Below are 18,957 nucleotides of genomic sequence, written 5' to 3' on the forward strand. Positions count from 1 at the left end.
AACGTGCTGACTGGTATCGCACGCCAATTCGCTGTGCTGTCGTTGTCCCATGCGGGAGTGAAGGCCGGATCCCGGATCGGCCTCGCTGCTGTATTGCTGCTTGCTGCCGCAGGTTCAGTTCACAACGCCGCCGCGCTGAACGAGACCAAGACGCTCTCCTTCCACCACACCCATTCCGGCGAAGACCTCACCGTTACCTTCAAGCGCGACGGGCGCTACGACGAAGCGGCGCTGAAGCAGCTCAACCACTTCCTGCGCGACTGGCGCACCCAGGACGAGACGGTCATGGATCGTCACCTCTTCGACATTCTCTGGGAAGTCTACCGCGACGTCGACGGCAAGCAGCCGATCCAGATCATCTCCTCCTACCGCTCGCCCGCCACCAACGCCATGCTCCGCCGCCGCTCCTCGGGTGTGGCGCGCTTCAGCCAGCACATGCTGGGGCACGCGATGGACTTCTACATCCCGAACGTGCCGCTGGAGCAGATCCGCTTCGCCGGCCTGCGCCTCCAGCGCGGCGGCGTCGGCTTCTATCCGACCTCCGGCTCGCCCTTCGTGCATCTGGACACCGGCAGCATCCGGCACTGGCCGCGCATGACGCATGACCAGCTTGCCCGGGTCTTCCCGGACGGACGCACCGTCCATGTCCCGACCGATGGCGCGCCGCTGAAGGGCTATGAGCTCGCCAAGGCCGACATCGAGCGGCGCGGCAGCGGCGAGGACGCCGGCAGCAAGCCGAATTTCTTTGCCGCCCTGTTCAAGGGCAAGACGGCTCCGGCCGCCACGAGCAGCGACGAGGATGACGAGGGCGCGCCCGCCCCGGCCGCGAAGCCCGCCGCGCCGACCATGGTCGCCGCGGCGACCAAGCCGGCCGATCCGGTACCGACGCCGCGCGCCAAGCCGTCAGTCGCGGCGACGATCCAGCTCGCCTCGGCCGATGCGCAGATCGTCGCGCCGCCAAAGTCGAAGCCCGTGGCTGACAAGCCGGCCGGCAAATCTGCTGACGCAAAGCCCGAGACCCCGGCCGACATCATCAATGCCCGCGGCTTCTGGGACGCCCCGGCCACGCCGCAACAGGCGACGCCTGCTCAAGTGGCTGCGCTGAAGGCCCGCCAGGCGCTTGCGGCCGCCACCGATCCGCAACCAACCGCAAGCGTTTCCAGCGCCGCCTATCAAGCACTGGCCTATGCGCCGGCGTCCGCGTCCCCGGTCGACCGCGCCAACGTCGTCGCCGCCTCCGCACCGATCCCGCGCTCCGCCCGTCCTGCCTCCGCGTCGCGCAATCTTGCGCCCGCAACCGAGATCAACACGGTGGTCGGCAAGCGCATCGACGGCATTGTCGCGACCGCAACCCGGCTCTCCGCGGCCAAGGGCGAAAGCGTCTGGCTCAAGATCGTGATGCTGTCGCCGAGCGCCAGCCGTGCGATGTCGGTCACGCTGATGGGCGAGCTCGACATGGCCGCAATGCGCGCCTACTTCGTCAAGCCGCAGGCCGTGATCGCCATGGGGTTTGCCGACGATCCGATGCAGGGCCTGTCCTGCGACAGTTTCTCGGGCACCGCGACCGCAAAGCTCGAGACGACGTCCTTCGTCGTGCGCACCGCCGCGTTGCGCTGAGACACCGGCCTCCAAGACTCCGCCGTCGTCCTGGCGAAAGCCAGGGCGACGATGCTATTTTCACGCTCGCCGATCCAGATGATAGGTCAACGCCAGCGACAAGCAGACCGTGAGCTGCTGCTTCGGCAGCGCGCCGGATGTCGGCAACAGCACGGCCCTGGTCTGCCGATATTCGAACTGATCGGGAAAGCGCTCACGGAACGTATCGATTAGCGTCGTCTTGCAGTTGAACAGGACGGCGGCGTGCTCAGAGTCCCTGACGCGCCCGAGGCGGATGGTGCTGCCGCTGCCGGTCGCCTCGGTCAGATAGGCGGGCTCGCCCCATTTCAGCGTTTCAGTCAGCCGGCCGACCTGCTCATGCGCCGCAGCCGTCGCGAAGATCAACGCACGCACCTGAAGCAATCGCCTGCCGATCGGCGCCGCAAGAGCGTCGAAAACACGGCTCACCTCGCGCGGTAGCGGCGGCGCAGTCACGACGCCTCCCTCGATGGACCGACAACATCGCGGTCGTCCTGGCGAAAGCCAGGACGACCGCGATACCTCAGATCATTCCCAGTGCTTGCATGTAGGTCTCGAGGATCGTCTCGGCCTCGGCGCGCTCGTTCGGATCCTGCTTGCGCATCCGCACGATGGTGCGCAGCGCCTTGACGTCGTAGCCGTTACCCTTGGCCTCGGCGAAGACGTCGCGGATGTCGTCGGAAATCGCCTTCTTCTCCTCCTCCAGCCGCTCAATGCGCTCGATGATGGATTTGAGCTGGTCCTTGGCAAATTTCGTCGCGGGCTCGTCGTCGCGAACGGCGGCGGAGGTGGCCATCTTGGTACTCCCAATGGAACTGGCAAAACGAGGTGACGCCGGCATCCTCACCGCGCGTGCTGGTTAGACCCTTAGGGTTCGGACCTCTCGCGTTCAAGGCAGCATCGCGCTCGTCCACAGCGCACCCACACCTTCCTGCAGCGAGCCCAAGAAAGCTGTGGTGTGATGCGACTCAAGGGCACCGCACGGCAATTGCGGGCGCGGCCGTTCAGTGCCCGGGATGAACCTTCTTCATGGCCTCGACCTGCTCGGGCGTGGCCGTGCCCTGGTGTTTCGACTTCCAGGTCTCGTAGGGCATGCCGTAAACGGCCTCCCGGCTCTCGTCCTTGCTCAAGGCGACGCCTTGGGCGTCGGCGGCGTCCTTGAGCCAGTTGGACAGACAGTTGCGGCAGAAGCCGGCGAGATTCATCAGGTCGATGTTCTGGACGTCCGTCCGCGTCTTCAAATGATCGACCAGGCGCCGGAAAGCGGCGGCCTCGAGCTCCGTTCTGGTTTTGTCGTCGATTGCCATGGCTGGATCCCTCGGCTGGCGAAATTGGCTCTGACCCGGATGGGGTCACCCTTACGAGATCAGGTGGGTCCTGTCACAGATTTTGCCATATCGCGGCGCAAACGGGCGAAGCCGGCTTTGGGGCAGTTCCCGGGGCCCTGCGCCAAATCGTCAATGATCTGATATAGCTTCCGCGACAATGATCGCCGAATCTCCCCGCTCCCCCCTTCGCCTGCTCGCCCGGTTGGTCCCGGTGCTGGTGGTTGCCCTGCTGTGCCTCTGGGCCAGCCCCGCTTCCGCCGATTTCCGCCTCTGCAACAACACGTCGAGCCGGGTCGGCATTGCGCTGGGCTACAAGGATGCCGAGGGCTGGACCACCGAGGGCTGGTGGAACATCTCGTCCCGCTCCTGCGAGACGCTGCTGCGGGGAACGCTGGTCGCCCGCTTCTACTACATCTACGCCATCGACTACGACCGCGGCGGCGAATGGTCGGGCCAGGCCTTCATGTGCTCGCGCGACAAGGAATTCACCATCCGCGGCACCGAGGATTGCCTCGCGCGCGGCTATGACCGGACCGGCTATTTCGAGGTCGATACCGGCGAGCAGCGGGCCTGGACGGTGCAGCTCACCGACGCCAACGAACAGCCGTCAAAGCAGCAGCGCGTGCCTGGCATGCCCGGCCCGGTCGGTCCGGGGGTTCCCGGTTTGCCCAATGGCCCGCCCGGTGGTACGCCCCCCGCCGCGCCTGGCCTCCCGCCAGCTCCCTCGCCCCCGTCTGGAAATAAGCCATGAGGCGTCTTCGCCGTATCAAGATACTCGCGACCCTGGGACCCGCGTCTTCGGACCTCGCGATGATCCGCCGCCTGTTCGAGGCCGGCGCCGACCTGTTCCGCATCAACATGAGCCACACCCCGCATGACAAGATGCGGGAGCTGGTGGCGACGATCCGCAACGTCGAGAGCAGCTATGGCCGGCCGATCGGCATTCTGGTCGACCTCCAGGGCCCGAAGCTCCGGCTCGGCGCCTTCGCCGAAGGCGCGGTCCAGCTCCAGAACGGCCAGACCTTCACGCTGGATTCCGACAAGGCGCCGGGCGACTCCACCCGCGTCCAACTCCCGCATCCGGAGATCCTGGCCGCGCTGCGACCGGGTCATTCGCTGCTGCTCGACGACGGCAAGGTACGGCTGATCGCCGAGGAGACCTCGAAAGACCACGCAGTGACCCGCGTCGTGGTCGGCGGCCGGATGTCCGACCGCAAGGGCGTCAGCCTTCCCGACACCGATCTGCCGGTCTCTGCGATGACGCCGAAGGACCGCGCCGACCTCGAGGCGGCGCTGGTCACCGGCGTCGACTGGATCGCGCTGTCCTTCGTGCAGCGCGCCGACGACGTGATCGAGGCCAAGAAGATGATCCGCGGCCGCGCCGCGGTGATGGCCAAGATCGAGAAGCCGCAGGCGATCGACCGCCTCGCCGACATCATCGACGCCTCCGACGCCCTGATGGTGGCGCGGGGCGACCTCGGCGTCGAACTGCCGCTGGAGCGCGTGCCGAGCCTGCAGAAGCAGATGACGCGCATGGCGCGGCGCGCCGGCAAGCCGGTGGTGATCGCGACCCAGATGCTGGAATCGATGATCCAGTCGCCGGTGCCGACCCGCGCCGAAGTCTCCGACGTCGCCACCGCCGTCTACGAAGGCGCCGACGCCATCATGCTGTCGGCAGAATCGGCGGCCGGCAAATTCCCGGTCGAGGCCGTCTCGACCATGAACCGCATCGGCGAGGAGGTCGAGCGCGACCCGATCTATCGCTCCGTCATCACGGCACAGCGCCCCGCCCCGGAATCCACCGCCGGCGATGCCATCGCGGACGCCGCGCGGCAGATCGCCGAGACGCTCGACCTGCCGGCGTTGATCTGCTGGACCAGCTCGGGCTCGACCGCCGTGCGCGTAGCGCGCGAGCGGCCGAAGCCGCCGATCGTGGCGATCACGCCGAATGTCACCGCGGGACGCCGGCTGTCGGTCGTCTGGGGCGTGCATTGCGTGGTGGCGGAAGATGCGCGCGACCAGGACGACATGGTGAGCCGGGCCGGCCAGATCGCGTTCCGGGACGGCTTCGTCCGCGCCGGCCAGCGCGTGATCATCGTCGCCGGCGTGCCGCTCGGCATCCCCGGCACCACCAACATGGTGCGCATCGCCTCGGTCGGCCCCGAGGGCGAAGCTGATATCTAGGTCCGCCAGCACGCGGCGAACAAAAAAGTCGAAAACAACCCCATGCACAGTAGCCGGCCGGTCCGGCGAATGTGCTGGAGTCTTGCGAAAAGACGCGCCCGGACAATGACTTGGGCGCGATCAGGTCTCCACGTCGATCTCGCGGGCGTTTTAAGCCCCAACCAGCGCTTTCGCCGTCGGTAGCAGCGTCTGCTGCACGACGAGCCCCCTGGCGCGGGCGTCCATGACGCCGACCGCGCGCAGCGCCAGCAATGTCACGGTCTGCACGGCATCGCGCATCCTGGCGGGATCTTCGAGATTATCCGGCGCGAGCGGTCCGACCAGGGCCTCGTGCAGCGCGCCGAGCAGCGCGGTGGCGGCGAGCGCGGTGTCCTGCGCCGGCAGGTGGCCCGCACGCACGGCGGCGTCGATCCGCGAGGCCATCTCGCCCGCGATCTCGCGCCGGCTGGCAAGGCGCGAGGCGCTGACATCGACATCGACCGGCTCGGCCAGGATGCCCCAGGCCAGCCTGCGCTGCGACAGGGTATGGACCGCCACGGTGGTCACCGCCGCCGCCAGCGCCGAGGACGGCCCCGGCGCGGCATCGGCCGCTCGGCGGATCGCCGCGAGCTCGTCGCGGGAGACCTCGGCGATCAATTCGGAGATCAGCTCGGCCTTGGAGGGGAAGTAGCGGTAGACCGTACCCGCAGCGACGCTGGCGCGAATCGCGACCGGCGCAATCTGCACCGCCGCCATCCCGCCTTCCGCCGCCGCCTCCCGCGCCGCCGCCAGTATCGCACTGCGCCTTGCCGCAAGGCGCTTCACCACTTGATGCGTCCGCCGATAAACCATGGCGCGCTTCCTGTCCCACACGCCAGCCGCACGCCCTGCGGCCGAACGCTTCGTCACTGATGCCGCAAATCGCCCCGCAAGGACTGAACAACTATTCAGAGTGGATGACAAGGTGCAAATGCATGAAGCGTCACGCCAGGAAGGCGCGACTTCAAACAGCTAAAAGCGTCGCGAACTTGTTTGGTGAAGGGGTAACCACGATCGTTACCGCCATCTTAAACCTGCTCGGCGACTGTACTGCGATATTGCGATCCCCCCTCGGTGCAGCATGGTCGACACGGACGCCCGGACCGCCTGGCAGCTCTTCCACCTGAACTGGCTTCTCATCGCAGCCATGGGCAGCCTGCTGGCGCTCGGCCTCCTTTTGACCGGCCTGAGCCTTGAACCGGTCGCCTATGGCGTGACGCTGGCGATCGCGGCAGTCCTGCTCGCGCTGGCCTATGGCCACCGCATCGTCAAAGGCGAGCTTGCCGATCCCAAGCTGGTGTTTTCGCTCGGCACGATCGGACAGATCATTCTCACCTGCGCCATCGTCGGACCGCTCAGCTATGTCGCGGGCAAGCTGAACTGGCCGCTTCAGGACCAGGCGCTGCTTGCGATTGACCGAGCGCTCGGCCTCGAGCCCGAACCGATCGCGCGATACGTCAACGACCATCCCTGGCTCGCGGACTGTCTCGCTCGCGGATACGGTCTGATCAAATTGCCGCTGCTCGGTATCCCCGTCGTGCTGGCGCTGACGGCGCGCTATGTCCGCCTGCAATTGTTCATGCTCGCGACGAGCCTCGCGCTCGCGGTCACCATCGCGATCTCCGCCGTCGTGCCCGCGATCGGCACCTACTGGGCGCTGCAACTGTCCGCCGCACATTTTCCCGAGATCAACACCGCGGTCTATGCCGGGCAGTTGCGCGACATCCTCGCGCTTCGCGACGGCAGCCTGCACGAGCTCCGGCTGTTCTTCCTCTCCGGCATCGTCTCGTTTCCGAGCTTCCACGCCGCATCCGCCGTGCTCTACATGTGGGCGCTGTGGCCGGTGCGCGGCATCGGCGGTATCGCGGCCGCGCTCAATCTCCTGATGATCGCGGCGACGCCGGTGATCGGCGCGCATTACATCATCGACGTCGCCGGCGGCATCGCAGTCGCCGCAGCGTCGATCTGGGCGGCGGAATGCTATCTGCAATGGCACGGCCGCGCGTCGCGAATGTCTGCCGCGCCTGCTCCGTCGCCGGTCTGGCAGCCCAGCCTCGCGGAATGACAGGCGGCAAGTTGCCCCAGGGTGGGGGCGTAGCGCCGAGCCCCACCAGCAACTTTCAATGTCCAATAGTCTCGACGGTGGGCTCGCTTCCGCCTGCGCTCTTCGAGCTGCGGCGGAGGCGTCGCCCACCCTACAAGCTTGCTGCAGCGTCACGACCTTCAAGACGCGAAAACCGTCGATCAAAAGAAAAGAGCCCCGTTAAGGACGGGGCTCTCTGAATTCGCGATTCGTCCGGCCTTACTTGAGGCTGCTCGATATCGAGGTGAACTTGCCGTTCAATGTGACGCCCAGGCTATTGACGACAGTGATGATCGCCAGCGCGATGCCGGCGGCGATCAGGCCGTATTCGATAGCGGTGGCGCCGGATTCATCCTTCAGGAAACGCGCAACGAGGTTCTTCATAGACAGCTCCAAAAAAAGTACACGAGGCTACAACTGATCTGGTCTTTTCGGCTTCCCAGCGCCGCCCGACCATGGAACCGAACGTAGTGGCAAAGAATTGCGCCGCAGTTAATTCGACTGCGGAAACACCGAACGGTTTGCGTGTATTCGCCGATGGTAAACCGAAATCTAAAACGATCCGTTAAATTATCGAGACATCAAATCGGCCGGCGCCGCCGGTTTACCCGAAGTTATGACCGCCGTGGTAGAATGCCGCCAGCTCGGCAACCCGACAAAAACAACAGCACGACGAGGCGGCATGTCCCTTTCCTTTGCCAACAGCATCGCGGTGCAGAGTCGTGCGCGAGCCCTGGTGCCGCTGTGCGTCGGTGCGGGCGCCTATCTCTTCTTCGTGTATGTCGGCGACACGCTGCTTCAGGACTCCGACTCGTTCTGGCAGATCAAGATCGGACAATGGATCCTCGATCACCACGCGCTTCCCTACACGGACTTCTATTCCTTCACCCGGCCGGGGGCGCCCTGGGTTTCGACCTCATGGCTGTCGCAGGTGCTGTTCGCCCTCTCCCATGCGCAATGGGACTGGGCCGGCCCGGTAATCCTCACCGCGCTTGCGGTCGCATTGTCGGCGGCGATCCTGGTCGACCTGCTCGAGGCCCATCTGGAAATTCCGCGCGCGGTCCTGTTCGCGATGTTCGCGGTCTTGCTGTCGCTGCACCACATTCTGGCGCGGCCGCACATTCTGGCGCTGCCCGTGATGATCGCGTGGGTCGGCATGCTGATGGCCGCGGCCGACCGCAAGGGCGCCCCGTCATGGTACTGGCTGCCGCTGATGTCACTGTGGTCGAACCTGCATGGCGGCTTCGTGCTGGGCCTGGCGCTGATCGGCCCGATATCGTTCGTGGCGCTCTGGGGCATGGAGTCCAGCAAGCAGGTCCGGCTGCTGTCGCGCTGGTTCCTGTTCGGTGTTGCGGCACTCGCTGCAAGCTGCGTCACCCCCTATGGCTGGCGCACATTGCTGGCTGCGACCAACATCCTCAATCTCGGCGAGCTGCTGACGGTCATCTCCGAATGGTCGCCCGCGAACTTCGCATCCTTCAACGCATTCGAGGGCGCGCTGTTCGGCCTGATCGCGATCGGGCTGTATCGCGGCCTGACGCTCTCGCCGCCGCGTATTCTTCTGATCCTGCTTCTGACCTGGATGGCGCTCACCCATGTCAGGAGCATCGAGGCCTTTGCCTTCCTGGTGCCGCTGGTGCTGGCCAAGCCGCTCGGCGAACGGTCGGTGCCGCCGCAGCCTGGCACGCAGGGCAGCGAGAGCTGGGCCGCCCGCTACGTCACCGCAACGGGCGCGCTGATGATCGTCGCCGCCGGCTGGACCTCGACGTCACTTTACATGTCGCATCACCGCTTCACCTTCACGATGGACCAGACACCGGTTGCCGCCGTCGACCTGCTCGAGAAACGAAAAGCCCGGCGCATCTTTAACGCCTACCCGTTCGGCGGCTATCTGATCTCGCGCGACATCCCGGTCTTCATCGACGGCCGCGCCGAGCTGTACGGCGAAACCTTCGCCATGGACGTCTTTAAGGCCGTGGAGGTCAAGAAGCTCGACAACCTGACGCGGCTACTGGAGGACTACAAGATCGACGCCACGCTGCTGACCGCGGACTCGCCCGCGGCGCAAGTGCTCGATCACATCAAGGGCTGGAAGCGGCTCTATGCGGACAATATCGCGGTGATCCATGTGCGAACCGGTAGCGCACAAGCCGGCGCGGCGCCGGAAGCGGAGACCTCGAAGGAAGCCTTCAAGTGAGCGTGTCCGCTCAACAGCCGATATCCGGTCCATCGCGCCGCTGGATCGGAATTCCCCTCGTGTTCCTACCGGCGTTTTCGATCGCAACGCTCTTCGGCTGGGGCATCCTGATCTCCACCTTCGTCCATCCCGGCTGGATCGGGCTGAACCACATCGCCCCCGGCACCGACTGGATGGTGTTTTACAGCGCTGTCAGATCGTTGCTCGCCGGCAATCTTGCGCTGGTCATCGATGGCGACGCGTTCACCGCCTATCTCAACCAGTCGTTCGCATCATGGCTCACGGTGCCTCTGGAGTTCCGTCCATGGTTCTATCCGCCCAGCTTCCTCGTTCTGCTGCTGCCGGTCGCGCCGCTTGGCTTCATCGGCTCCTATGTCGCATTCCAGGCCGCGACCGCAGGCTTCCTGGCCTGGGCGCTTCGCAACCGGGCCGATCAACCGCAACTGACGCCCTACATCATCGCGGCCGTGCTGGTCTCGCCATCGGCCTGTCTCAACCTGGCCGATGGACAATGCGCCTTTCTCGTTGCCGCACTGCTGGTCGCGGGCGTCAGGCTGCTCGGACCGCGACCGCTCCTTGCCGGGGCAATGCTCGGACTCCTGAGTTTCAAGCCGCAATTCTTCCTGCTCGTCCCGCTTGCGCTGGCGGGTTCGCGCCGTTATGGCAGCCTGTGCGCTGCTGTATGCTCGGCATTCGCATTGGCGGCTGCAAGTGCCATGATTTTCGGCGTGGAATTGTGGCTGTGCTGGATACCGCAGGCGTACAACAATCTGGTCAGCCCCGATGCGAAATGGCTGGCCTATGGCCGCATCTGGGGTCACAGCGTGTGGGCCTGTGCGGTGCTGCTGGGCCTGCCGGAGCGGCTGGCCTCCATCCTGCAGCTGGCCGCGGTCCTCTCGAGCGCGGCAGCGACGTTCGCGGCGTTTCGCTCTTCGCTCAGTACCAACAACAAGCTGATCGTGCTGCTTGCGGCAACCGTGCTGGCGGCCCCGCATTGGGGCCCTTATGACGCGACGCTGCTGGCGGTCGCCGTCGTGCTGTGGCTTGCCGCGTCGATCGATGCTCCACGCTTTCGCGACTGGCTGATCGGGCTTGGCATCTGGATGGTGCCGTTGCTCAGCCCGGCCGTGTATGTTCCGGCGGGACGGCTATCGCCGCTCCTCATCGTCGCTCTCATTGGCTTCGTCTTCGGCGCGTTGCGCTGTCCGGCAAGATCTGGCGAGCCGGCAATTTCGCCGCATTCCTGAATCAAGCCTTAGGTTTTACGCAACCATCTCGGGCTAACGTCGGCAGCAACTTAATATTGTTCCGTGGGCGGCAAATGCGATCAAGTAGTGGCGTCCATTATGTTGGACTTGACCATCTTCGCGGGCTCGCCGCATTCCTTGTGTTCGAGTGGCACTTTATCCACTTGTCGGTTCCCTACGACAATGTCCCCGCATTCTGGCCTCTCTCAATTTTGGAGGAAGGCCATTGTGGCGTCGCGCTATTCATGACTCTAAGCGGTTACTTATTCGCCAAGCTGCTCGATGGGCATCAGGTCATCTACAAATGGTTCTTCTGGAACCGGATGCTGCGGCTGGCGCCGCTTCTGATCGCCGTCATCATCATCAACGGGGCGATCAACTACCATGACGATCTCGTCAATTATCTGAAGATCATCACGCTGGGTCTCGTCCTGCCACTCCTGCCAAATGGGCAATGGTCCATCGCTGTCGAAGCGCATTTTTATCTGCTCTTGCCATTGTTGCTATTCCTCCTGCGGCGGTCTCCTGCCTATGTTCCGCTCATTATTTTCATTGCAATTGCAATAAGGGCCGCAGTGCTCTGGCGCACCGGCGAGACGGAGTTGCTGGCTTCCTATACGATATTCGGACGGATCGATCAGTTCGTCCTCGGTATAGCCGCGTTCAATCTGCGTGACTTGATCAAAGGCCAGCATGTCGCAATGTTCGCGGCAGTTGCCGCCTATTCCCTCTTCTATCATGCCTTCAATGCGGCCGGCGGCTTCTATCTGATGACGTCGTATCCGTCACCGTCACCCATCTGGATCGTCATGCCGACGGTGGACGGTCTGTTCTTTTGTCTTCTGATTGCGTACTACGACGGCACATTCAAGTTTCGCGATGTCGGCGTCTCCGGACTGCTGGCAAAGATCGGTACATGTTCATACTCGACCTACTTGCTGCATTTCTTCGTCGTCATTGGCATGCACACCATGATGGCACATGTCGTCCCTCTGACGAACTTCTATGTTGCGACGGCAGCGGCGACGTTAGCGTTCTGTGCTTTCGCGCCCATCGCGTGGATCAGCTATCGCTATTATGAAACCTTCTTTTTGCGGTTTCGGCGGGGTTATATCTCCGGCAAGGAATGCTACTCGGGCGACCAGTCATCAGAGCGCGAGCGCCGCCGGCTGAGACCTGTCGTTGGTGACATGCGGGCACCTGCCCGGTGGTCCGCGCCCGGTGCCGATTAGCGAGCCGGTGCCTGTTCACGTCAACCGCCTCGACGCGGTGATCCATGTGCGGGTCGATGCGGACGGTGCGGCTGCGACGACGCCGAAGTGAGGACGAAAGCTCCAGAGCGTGTGCCCACCACTTCTAAAGCGCGATGAGATGAGGATGAATCATCATCGCGCTTTAGGTTGTTGTTTGAGCATGATCTTTTCGGAAAACCGCTTCGCACTTTTCCGGATCGTGCTTGCGCGTGATTGCCGAGAGATGGCGGGCGCGGCGGCTTAGCCGCCTTTGCCTGCCCTACTTTTTCTTTGCGCGGTCTTTCACGGGGATCACGAGCTTCAGGCCCGACCAGACCTCGTCGACCGCGCAGACCTTGATATCGACGAGGCCATTGGCGAGCGCAGTCGCGCGTACCACGGTTTCCGTCACGTCCGTTGCGACACCCGATGCCTTCTTCGGCCACGACGCCCAGATCATCCCGTCCGGCGTGATCGCCTTGCGATAGAAGCGCAGCCTGGCGGCAAGGCCTTTGGCTTCGGTCGCGAAGACATGCACCATGTCGAGCGGCGCCCTGGCGGTGTTGGCGATCCTCACATCGTCAGGCAATTCACCGACGACATCGGCATAGGCAACGGAGAGGCCATCCACAAAAACACAAAAGCCCGGCTTGATGCCGAGCTTTTGCACTAACGGTTTGCCGGAATAACCGGCCATGGCGCGCGGGCTTTACGCCTGCGGCTGCGGCTCCAGGCCGGGATCCGGATCGGGCCGCGGGCGGGGCTTGCCCGCCGGCGGCACGGCCGAGGCGCGCGGCGTGCTCGGCTCGAGCACCGACTCGCGATTCGGCTTCTTGCCCTTGAGGAGGTCGATGATCTCATCGCCGCTTAGCGTCTCGAACTCGAGCAGGCCCTTGGCGAGAGCTTCGAGATCGGCGCGCTTCTCGGTGAGAATACGCGTCGCTTCGTTGTAGCCCTCTTCGACGAAACGCCGGATCTCGGTGTCGATCTTCTGAACCGTCGCTTCCGATGCGTTCTGGGTGCGCGACACCGACATGCCGAGGAAAACCTCGTCCTGGTTCTCGCCGTAGGACACGGTGCCCAGCGCCTCGGACAGGCCCCAGCGCGTCACCATCATGCGCGCCAGACGCGTCGCCTGCTCGATGTCGGACGACGCACCCGACGTCACCTTCTCGCGGCCGAAGATCAGCTCTTCGGCGACGCGGCCGCCCATCATGATGGCGAGGCGCGAGGTCATCTGCTCCAGCGACATCGACAGCTTGTCGCGCTCGGGCAGCTGCATGACCATACCCAGCGCACGACCGCGCGGAATGATGGTCGCCTTGTGGATCGGGTCGGTCGCGACGACGTTGAGGCCGACGATGGCGTGGCCGCCCTCGTGATAGGCCGTCAAGAGCTTCTCTTCCTCGGTCATGACGAGCGACTTGCGCTCGGCGCCCATCATCACCTTGTCCTTGGCTTCCTCGAACTCGGCCTGGGTCACCATCCGCTTGTTGCGGCGGGCGGCGGTGAGCGCGGCTTCGTTGACGAGGTTCATCAGGTCGGCGCCGGAGAAGCCCGGGGTGCCGCGCGCGATGGTCTTGAGGTTGATATCCGGCGCCAGCGGCACCTTGCGGACGTGAACCTTGAGGATCTGCTCGCGGCCGACGACGTCCGGATTGGGCACCACGACCTGGCGGTCGAAGCGGCCGGGACGCAGCAGCGCGGGATCGAGCACGTCGGGACGGTTGGTCGCGGCGATCAGGATCACGCCCTCGTTCGCCTCGAAGCCGTCCATCTCGACCAGCAACTGGTTCAGCGTCTGCTCGCGCTCGTCATTGCCGCCGCCGAGGCCGGCGCCACGGTGACGACCGACGGCGTCGATTTCGTCGATGAAGATGATGCAGGGCGCGTTCTTCTTGGCCTGCTCGAACATGTCGCGGACGCGGCTTGCGCCGACGCCGACGAACATCTCGACGAAGTCAGAACCCGAAATGGTGAAGAACGGCACGTTGGCTTCGCCTGCGACCGCACGCGCGATCAGGGTTTTGCCGGTGCCGGGAGGGCCGACCAGCAGCACGCCGCGCGGAATGCGGCCGCCGAGGCGCTGGAATTTGCCGGGGTCGCGCAGGAATTCGACGATCTCCTGCAGGTCCTGCTTGGCTTCGTCGACGCCGGCGACGTCCTCGAAGGTGACGCGGCCATGCGCTTCCGTCAGCATCTTTGCGCGCGACTTGCCGAAGCCCATCGCCTTGCCGGCGCCGCCCTGCATCTGCCGCGACAGGAAGATCCACACGCCGATCAGCGCGATGAAGGGCAGCCAGGAGACCAGCAGCGAGACGAACCACGGCACGTTGTCGCCGGGCGGCTTCGCGGTGATCTGCACCTTGCTGTCATAGAGGCGCTTCACCAGGGTCGGATCGCTCGGCGCATAGGTCTGGAAGCTCGAGCCGTTGGTGAAGGTGCCGTGAATGTCCGGCCCCTGGATCACGACGTCGCGCACATTGCCGCGGTCAACCTCGCTCAAGAGCTGGGAGAAGGCGATGTCCTGCGAGGAGGCGCGCTGACCCGGATTCTGGAAGAGCGTGAACAACGCCAACAGCAGCAAGACAATGATGACCCAGAGGGCGAAATTGCGCAGATTGGCGTTCATCGATCTTCCTTCGTGGTCGCGCGGATCGCGACCTGATCCTCGGGCAGTTATTTTGAGCCGTACGAGGAAATCCCCAAGGAATCCTCTCGGTTAGAAGCATACAATTTAGGTGCCGCCCCGGTCGCTGCCAAGGGAACGAGATGGGACTATTTATCCCATCTTAGAGCGATTCCCGCTGAAATAATGGCGCCGGACACGGGTTTTTCCTGCCTGGTTAAGGTGACCTGACGCTGCGCGGCCGAAACGGACGGTGTCATGGTCCGCGGCTCAGCCCCCCTTGCGTCGCCGGGCCGGCGCCGGTGCGATGTGGATACGCCCCCCGGCAAGGCTGATCAAGGCTCCCGCAAGGGTCTGCCTCAGCACCGGCCGGCCATTTGCAGCCGCACGCCCTGCAGCCATACTCCTTGCAACCATGGCCTGATCGAGCGCGGCCAAGAGGGATTCGACCTTGCCGAGTTCCGCCGGCCCTTCATGGCCGAACGCATTGACGGCCCGCAGCAGGAGCCGCAGCCGGACCTCCTCCGGCAGGACGGCAAAGCTCGATGCTTCGAAGCTTCGACCGCCCGCCTGCGGCGCATCGCCGCGCGCCCGGAGTTGAAGGAAGCGTTCGGCACCGTCGACCATCACCTCGACCGCCGCATTGGCCCGCGCCAGCCGCGCTGCGAGCCGCACCAGAGTGCGGACATCGCCGCCCTCGGCCGCAAGCTGTGGCAGCAGCGCGCGCAGCCGCGGCCGGGTAAAATCGGTGTTGCGGTTGGTGGGATCGTCGGCAAAGCCGATCTTCGCCCGCTTCAAGGTCGCGATCAGCTGCGACTTCGGGACATCGAGCAGCGGACGCGCAAGGACGACGCCGTCGCGCTCCGTGAGACGGGCCATCGCCGACAGCCCGGCAAGTCCGCTGCCGCGGACAAGACGCATCAACAGGGTCTCGGCCTGGTCGTCGCGGGTGTGGGCGGTCAGCACATGGCTCGCACCGGCGGCACGCGCGGCCCGCGCAAGCAGGCGATAGCGGGCTTCGCGCGCAGCGGCCGGCAATCCCGTTTTCGGCTTGGCGCCGCGCCAGCGCAGGGTCCGGTGCGGCAAGCCAAGCCCGGCGGCCAGCCGCTTGACCTCGCGCGCCTCGCGCGCCGCCTCCGGCCGCAGGCCATGGTCGATGGTGACGACGGTGAGAAGCGGGCCGCGCACAAGGCTGCGCTGCCAGCGCGCCGCAAGCCACATCAGCGCGACCGAGTCGGGCCCGCCGGAGACCGCGAGCACCAGCGCGGGCGCGCTTTTCAGGCCGGCGAAGAACCGCTTCGCCTCGCGCGCCGAGATCGGAGAATTGTCGTCGTCTGACATGGCGCTGCAATCGTCCGCGGATGGACCGACTGTTTAGAGCGTTTTCGAGCGAAGTGGATACCGTCGCGTCAAGAAAACGCGTCAAAACAAGAATCTAGAGCTTCGGTCCTGATTCAATCAGAACCGATAATGCTCTAGCGCAGCGCCATCCGCTTTGTCAGCGATCAACGCCGCGGATCAGCACTTCACCCGCTTCTGTTCGCGGTCCACGGCGGCTTTGACGCCGGCGGAGGCGCGCGGATATTTGCGGCCGATTTCGCCGAAGGCGGCGCAGGCGGCCTCCTTCTCCTTGAGCGCGGCCAGCGACTGGCCGAGCCGCAGCAGGGCATCCGGGGCCTTGGCGGACTTGTCGTATTTGGTGGTGACGGCGAGGAAGGCTTCCGCGGAGTCGCGATATTGCTGGCGCTGGAAGTAGCTCTCGCCGAGCCAGTATTGCGCGTCGCCGAGCAGCGGGTCGCTCGGATATTTCTGCGAGAAATTCTTCATGGTCTGCTCGGCCAGCGCATAGTCCTTGCGCTGCATGTAGCCGATGCCGAGGTCGAACTCGTCGCGCGGCGTTGCCGAGGGCGGCAGGGTCGCAAGGCCCGTCCCGCCTGACGGCGCGGGAGAGCCGGATTGGGCCGGCGGATAGCCGGGCTGCGCGGCCTGGGGCGCGGCCGCTTGCGGATAGCGGGTGCCGTTGTTGGCAAGATCGAGCGGTTCGCCGGCGCCGCGGCCACCGGGCGCGCCTGCCGGCATCGGCTGCTGCCCGCCGCCGAGCGCGCGCGGCGCACCCGGCGCATTCGGGCTCTGGTTCGGGTCGAAGGCATCGCCGCGGCGGCGCGTGCCCGGCGCGCCGAGCGCAGGCTGCTCCTGAACGATCGGCGCGGGAGAAGCGATCTGCGGCTGCTCGTAATTCGGCTGGGCCGGTTGCTGTTGCGGCTGCTGCTGGCGATAGGCCGGCGCGGCTTGCGCGGGCGGCATGGCCGCGACATTGGGCTGGACCGGCGCCTGGCCGGGCGCAGCTTGCGCGCCGCCCTCGAGCGCTCGCAGCCGCTCTTCGAGCTGGCGGTTGCGATATTGCAGCTCTTCGTTCTGGCCGGTGAGCTGGCGCAGCTGGTTCTCCAGTCGCTCGATCCGCATCTCGGGGTCGGCATCGTCCGATTGCGCGAGGGCGGGCGAGCACAAAGAGAGCAGCGCGGCGATCGCCACGGTGCCGGTAAAGACCTTAGATCTGGATGACATCTTGCCCTGACGACGAAAGCGAAATGGCCTGCGACCGAACACTCGACGCGCCACACATTGAAGGGGAGTACGCCAAAACTGTGACTGTAACAAACGGGTTTCGGTCACAGATCGCTGAAACGAAACCGGCGCCCGAGAGGGCGCCGGCATAATCGGTTTCTCATAATCGGTTTCTGAAGATGAACGGCGCCTGACTGATCGTCAGGAGCTCGCGTTCAGCACGGTGACGGCGCGGCGGTTCTGCGACCAGCACGAGATGTCGTTACAGACGGCGACCGGCCGCTCCTTGCCGTAGGAGATCGTGCGCATGCGGTTCGGATCGATGCCGCGCGAGGCGAGGAACGAGCGCACCGACTGGGCGCGGCGGGCGCCGAGCGCGATGTTGTATTCGCGGGTGCCGCGTTCGTCGGCATGACCTTCGACGGTGAAGCTGTAGCGCGGATAGCTCTGCAGCCACTGCGCCTGCTTCTCCAGGGTCACGATCGCCTGCGGGGTCAGATCGGTCTGGTCGCTTTCGAAGAACACGCGGTCGCCGACATTGACGACGAAGTCCTGCTGGCTGCCCGGCGTCGCCGCATTGGCCATCGCATCCGTGGCAGAGTTCTTGTTGGCGCAGGCGCCCATCGACAACGCGACGGCAAGCACCGCGGCCAGCTTCAATCCCTGGAGGATACGCATAGGATGTTTCATTCCGGAGCCTCCACGCTCACGTTTCGTCCACTGCTGTCCGGTCTACAGGGGGTTGGTTAAGCGAACGTTCCGTCAACCTTGATGGAACCTTGCCGCAGCCGGTCAAATGCCCCCAACCAGCGAAAAGCAACCGTCATGGTTAATGGGTTGTAAATGTGGCACGAGGGTGAAGGCAAGCCGCGCCAACCGGCAAAATGCCGGCTTTTGCTGGAATTTTAGGCTCGTCGCGTGGAGACCCTGGGGCCTAGCGGGCAGAACCGATTGCCGAGGCCGCCGCGTCCGGCGTCCGCTGCGTGGCCAGCAACACCGGCCGCGGGGCCGCCTGGCGCGGGCTGCTGCGTTCAAACAACATGCGCCGCTCAAACGCGCTGGAGCGCATGATCGGAAAGCGCGTCAGAACCTTTTCCCGCTGGTTCCGGAAATCAGACGCCATCAGCACGGCCTTCTTGGTGGGCCAGCCCGGAAACCCGCGCGGCTCCGGTGAGATGGTCTCGTGCAGGAATATGCGACGATAAAACGCCTGATGGTCGGTCCGGATCATGGCAAGCCCGGTGTCGGCGTTGAAATGATCGCAAGCGACAAAAGCCAGCCGCACCGTCAGATAGGGCAGCTCCGGAAAACGCTGGTGCTTTTCGGGATCAGCAACAAACCGACATGGATCGACGAGAACTTCGCCGCGGTCGAGGCGTGGATGCAGGACGTCGCCAAACACTTCGGTCGTATAGGACATCCGCCAGTCCGACGTCAGGACGTGAATGCGAACGGAGCTGCAAAGCTCTCCATCGACATAGACGCCGAAATTCCAGGTGTTGGGCGCATCGTCGAAGCGATCGGTCACGCGCAGCGACTCCGACGGCACGATCAGTCCAGCGTGCAGATAGGCCCGGTACCGCATCAAATAGAGGTTGTCTCTGTCCTCTGGAGTTTCGATGAGGCGGTAATCGATGCGGTCAAACAGAGCGGCTCCCCGCGGAAGGAGCACCGTTTGCGGTTCGGCTCCAGACGTCATCCAATAACCCCTACCACTCCAAGCAACTTCCGCGAGTGGGTCGAGATTAATGGTTCGTTAACGGAATTGCAAAGGCTTAGAAACGTTAGGGTTAACCTTTGCAGCCCGCAAAAACACGGGGCGAACAGAGCAGAGGCGTT

18 protein-coding genes are annotated in these 18,957 nt (G+C 64.7%); 7 read left to right on the forward strand and 11 right to left on the reverse strand.

What is annotated here, in order from left to right; translation table 11 throughout:
- The first annotated feature begins 3 nt into the window (after window positions 1–3).
- A complete protein-coding gene (locus tag QCM77_RS19200; protein WP_279684311.1) occupies window positions 4–1,617 on the forward strand; it encodes a peptidoglycan L,D-endopeptidase MepK in 1,614 nt (537 codons plus the stop codon).
- Window positions 1,618–1,677: 60 nt separating this feature from the next.
- Here the strand turns inward: QCM77_RS19200 and QCM77_RS19205 are convergent, their stop codons facing one another.
- The 3 genes from QCM77_RS19205 to QCM77_RS19215 form a co-directional block, all read right to left on the reverse strand.
- Window positions 1,678–2,091 carry a DUF1801 domain-containing protein gene (locus tag QCM77_RS19205; protein ID WP_279684312.1) on the reverse strand — a complete coding sequence of 138 codons (414 nt, stop codon included), beginning with the start codon at window positions 2,089–2,091 and terminating at the stop codon, window positions 1,678–1,680.
- A 67-nt stretch (window positions 2,092–2,158) separates the two neighbouring features.
- Window positions 2,159–2,431: a DUF2312 domain-containing protein gene (locus QCM77_RS19210; RefSeq protein ID WP_007596286.1), complete on the reverse strand. Its 273-nt coding sequence runs from the start codon at window positions 2,429–2,431 to the stop codon at window positions 2,159–2,161.
- A 208-nt stretch (window positions 2,432–2,639) separates the two neighbouring features.
- Complete coding sequence (locus tag QCM77_RS19215; protein ID WP_279659196.1) at window positions 2,640–2,942, reverse strand: DUF1244 domain-containing protein; 303 nt, start codon at window positions 2,940–2,942, stop codon at window positions 2,640–2,642.
- Between the two features lie 178 nt (window positions 2,943–3,120).
- On the opposite strand from QCM77_RS19215, the gene QCM77_RS19220 reads away from it, so the two are divergent.
- Window positions 3,121–3,714: a DUF1036 domain-containing protein gene (locus QCM77_RS19220; protein WP_279659195.1), complete on the forward strand. Its 594-nt coding sequence runs from the start codon at window positions 3,121–3,123 to the stop codon at window positions 3,712–3,714.
- Window positions 3,711–5,147 carry a pyruvate kinase gene (gene pyk / locus QCM77_RS19225; protein ID WP_279659194.1) on the forward strand — a complete coding sequence of 479 codons (1,437 nt, stop codon included), beginning with the start codon at window positions 3,711–3,713 and terminating at the stop codon, window positions 5,145–5,147. The genes QCM77_RS19220 and pyk overlap by 4 nt, the downstream gene beginning before the upstream one ends.
- A gap of 150 nt (window positions 5,148–5,297) precedes the next feature.
- Here pyk and QCM77_RS19230 read toward each other — a convergent pair whose 3' ends face one another.
- The gene (locus QCM77_RS19230) at window positions 5,298–5,978 is read right to left on the reverse strand and encodes a TetR family transcriptional regulator (RefSeq protein WP_279659193.1); all 681 of its coding nucleotides are present in this window, start codon (window positions 5,976–5,978) and stop codon (window positions 5,298–5,300) included.
- Window positions 5,979–6,246: 268 nt separating this feature from the next.
- Here QCM77_RS19230 and QCM77_RS19235 point away from each other — a divergent pair, with 268 nt between their 5' ends.
- Window positions 6,247–7,230 (forward strand): phosphatase PAP2 family protein, encoded by a 984-nt coding sequence (locus QCM77_RS19235; protein WP_279684313.1) that lies wholly within the window; start codon window positions 6,247–6,249, stop codon window positions 7,228–7,230.
- Between the two features lie 237 nt (window positions 7,231–7,467).
- On the opposite strand, the gene QCM77_RS19240 is transcribed toward QCM77_RS19235, so the two are convergent.
- A complete protein-coding gene (locus QCM77_RS19240; RefSeq protein WP_279659191.1) occupies window positions 7,468–7,632 on the reverse strand; it encodes a Flp family type IVb pilin in 165 nt (54 codons plus the stop codon).
- A gap of 298 nt (window positions 7,633–7,930) precedes the next feature.
- On the opposite strand from QCM77_RS19240, the gene QCM77_RS19245 reads away from it, so the two are divergent.
- From QCM77_RS19245 to QCM77_RS19255, 3 genes are all read left to right on the forward strand, one after another.
- Window positions 7,931–9,445: a hypothetical protein gene (locus QCM77_RS19245; protein ID WP_279684314.1), complete on the forward strand. Its 1,515-nt coding sequence runs from the start codon at window positions 7,931–7,933 to the stop codon at window positions 9,443–9,445.
- Window positions 9,442–10,692 carry a glycosyltransferase 87 family protein gene (locus tag QCM77_RS19250; RefSeq protein WP_279659189.1) on the forward strand — a complete coding sequence of 417 codons (1,251 nt, stop codon included), beginning with the start codon at window positions 9,442–9,444 and terminating at the stop codon, window positions 10,690–10,692. Before QCM77_RS19245 ends, QCM77_RS19250 begins: the two co-directional genes overlap by 4 nt.
- Before the next feature lie 74 nt (window positions 10,693–10,766).
- The gene (locus tag QCM77_RS19255) at window positions 10,767–11,924 is read left to right on the forward strand and encodes an acyltransferase family protein (RefSeq protein WP_279684315.1); all 1,158 of its coding nucleotides are present in this window, start codon (window positions 10,767–10,769) and stop codon (window positions 11,922–11,924) included.
- Window positions 11,925–12,204: 280 nt separating this feature from the next.
- Here QCM77_RS19255 and QCM77_RS19260 read toward each other — a convergent pair whose 3' ends face one another.
- From QCM77_RS19260 to QCM77_RS19285, 6 genes are all read right to left on the reverse strand, one after another.
- Window positions 12,205–12,621 (reverse strand): DUF3052 domain-containing protein, encoded by a 417-nt coding sequence (locus QCM77_RS19260; protein ID WP_279684316.1) that lies wholly within the window; start codon window positions 12,619–12,621, stop codon window positions 12,205–12,207.
- 12 nt (window positions 12,622–12,633) lie between these two features.
- On the reverse strand, window positions 12,634–14,556 hold the full coding sequence (gene ftsH / locus QCM77_RS19265) for an ATP-dependent zinc metalloprotease FtsH (protein WP_279659186.1): 1,923 nt from the start codon (window positions 14,554–14,556) through the stop codon (window positions 12,634–12,636).
- 267 nt (window positions 14,557–14,823) lie between these two features.
- Entirely contained in the window at window positions 14,824–15,894 is a 1,071-nt protein-coding gene (tilS, locus tag QCM77_RS19270) for a tRNA lysidine(34) synthetase TilS (RefSeq protein WP_279684317.1), read from the reverse strand.
- A 177-nt stretch (window positions 15,895–16,071) separates the two neighbouring features.
- The gene (ybgF, locus tag QCM77_RS19275; RefSeq protein ID WP_279684318.1) at window positions 16,072–17,118 is read right to left on the reverse strand and encodes a tol-pal system protein YbgF; all 1,047 of its coding nucleotides are present in this window, start codon (window positions 17,116–17,118) and stop codon (window positions 16,072–16,074) included.
- A gap of 201 nt (window positions 17,119–17,319) precedes the next feature.
- Window positions 17,320–17,808: a peptidoglycan-associated lipoprotein Pal gene (pal, locus tag QCM77_RS19280; RefSeq protein ID WP_026232595.1), complete on the reverse strand. Its 489-nt coding sequence runs from the start codon at window positions 17,806–17,808 to the stop codon at window positions 17,320–17,322.
- A gap of 244 nt (window positions 17,809–18,052) precedes the next feature.
- A complete protein-coding gene (locus QCM77_RS19285) occupies window positions 18,053–18,817 on the reverse strand; it encodes an N-acyl amino acid synthase FeeM domain-containing protein (protein ID WP_279666567.1) in 765 nt (254 codons plus the stop codon).
- Window positions 18,818–18,957 lie beyond the last annotated feature (140 nt).

The sequence above is a fragment of the Bradyrhizobium nivariense genome, assembly GCF_029846695.2.
Classification (GTDB): Bacteria; Pseudomonadota; Alphaproteobacteria; order Rhizobiales; family Xanthobacteraceae; genus Bradyrhizobium.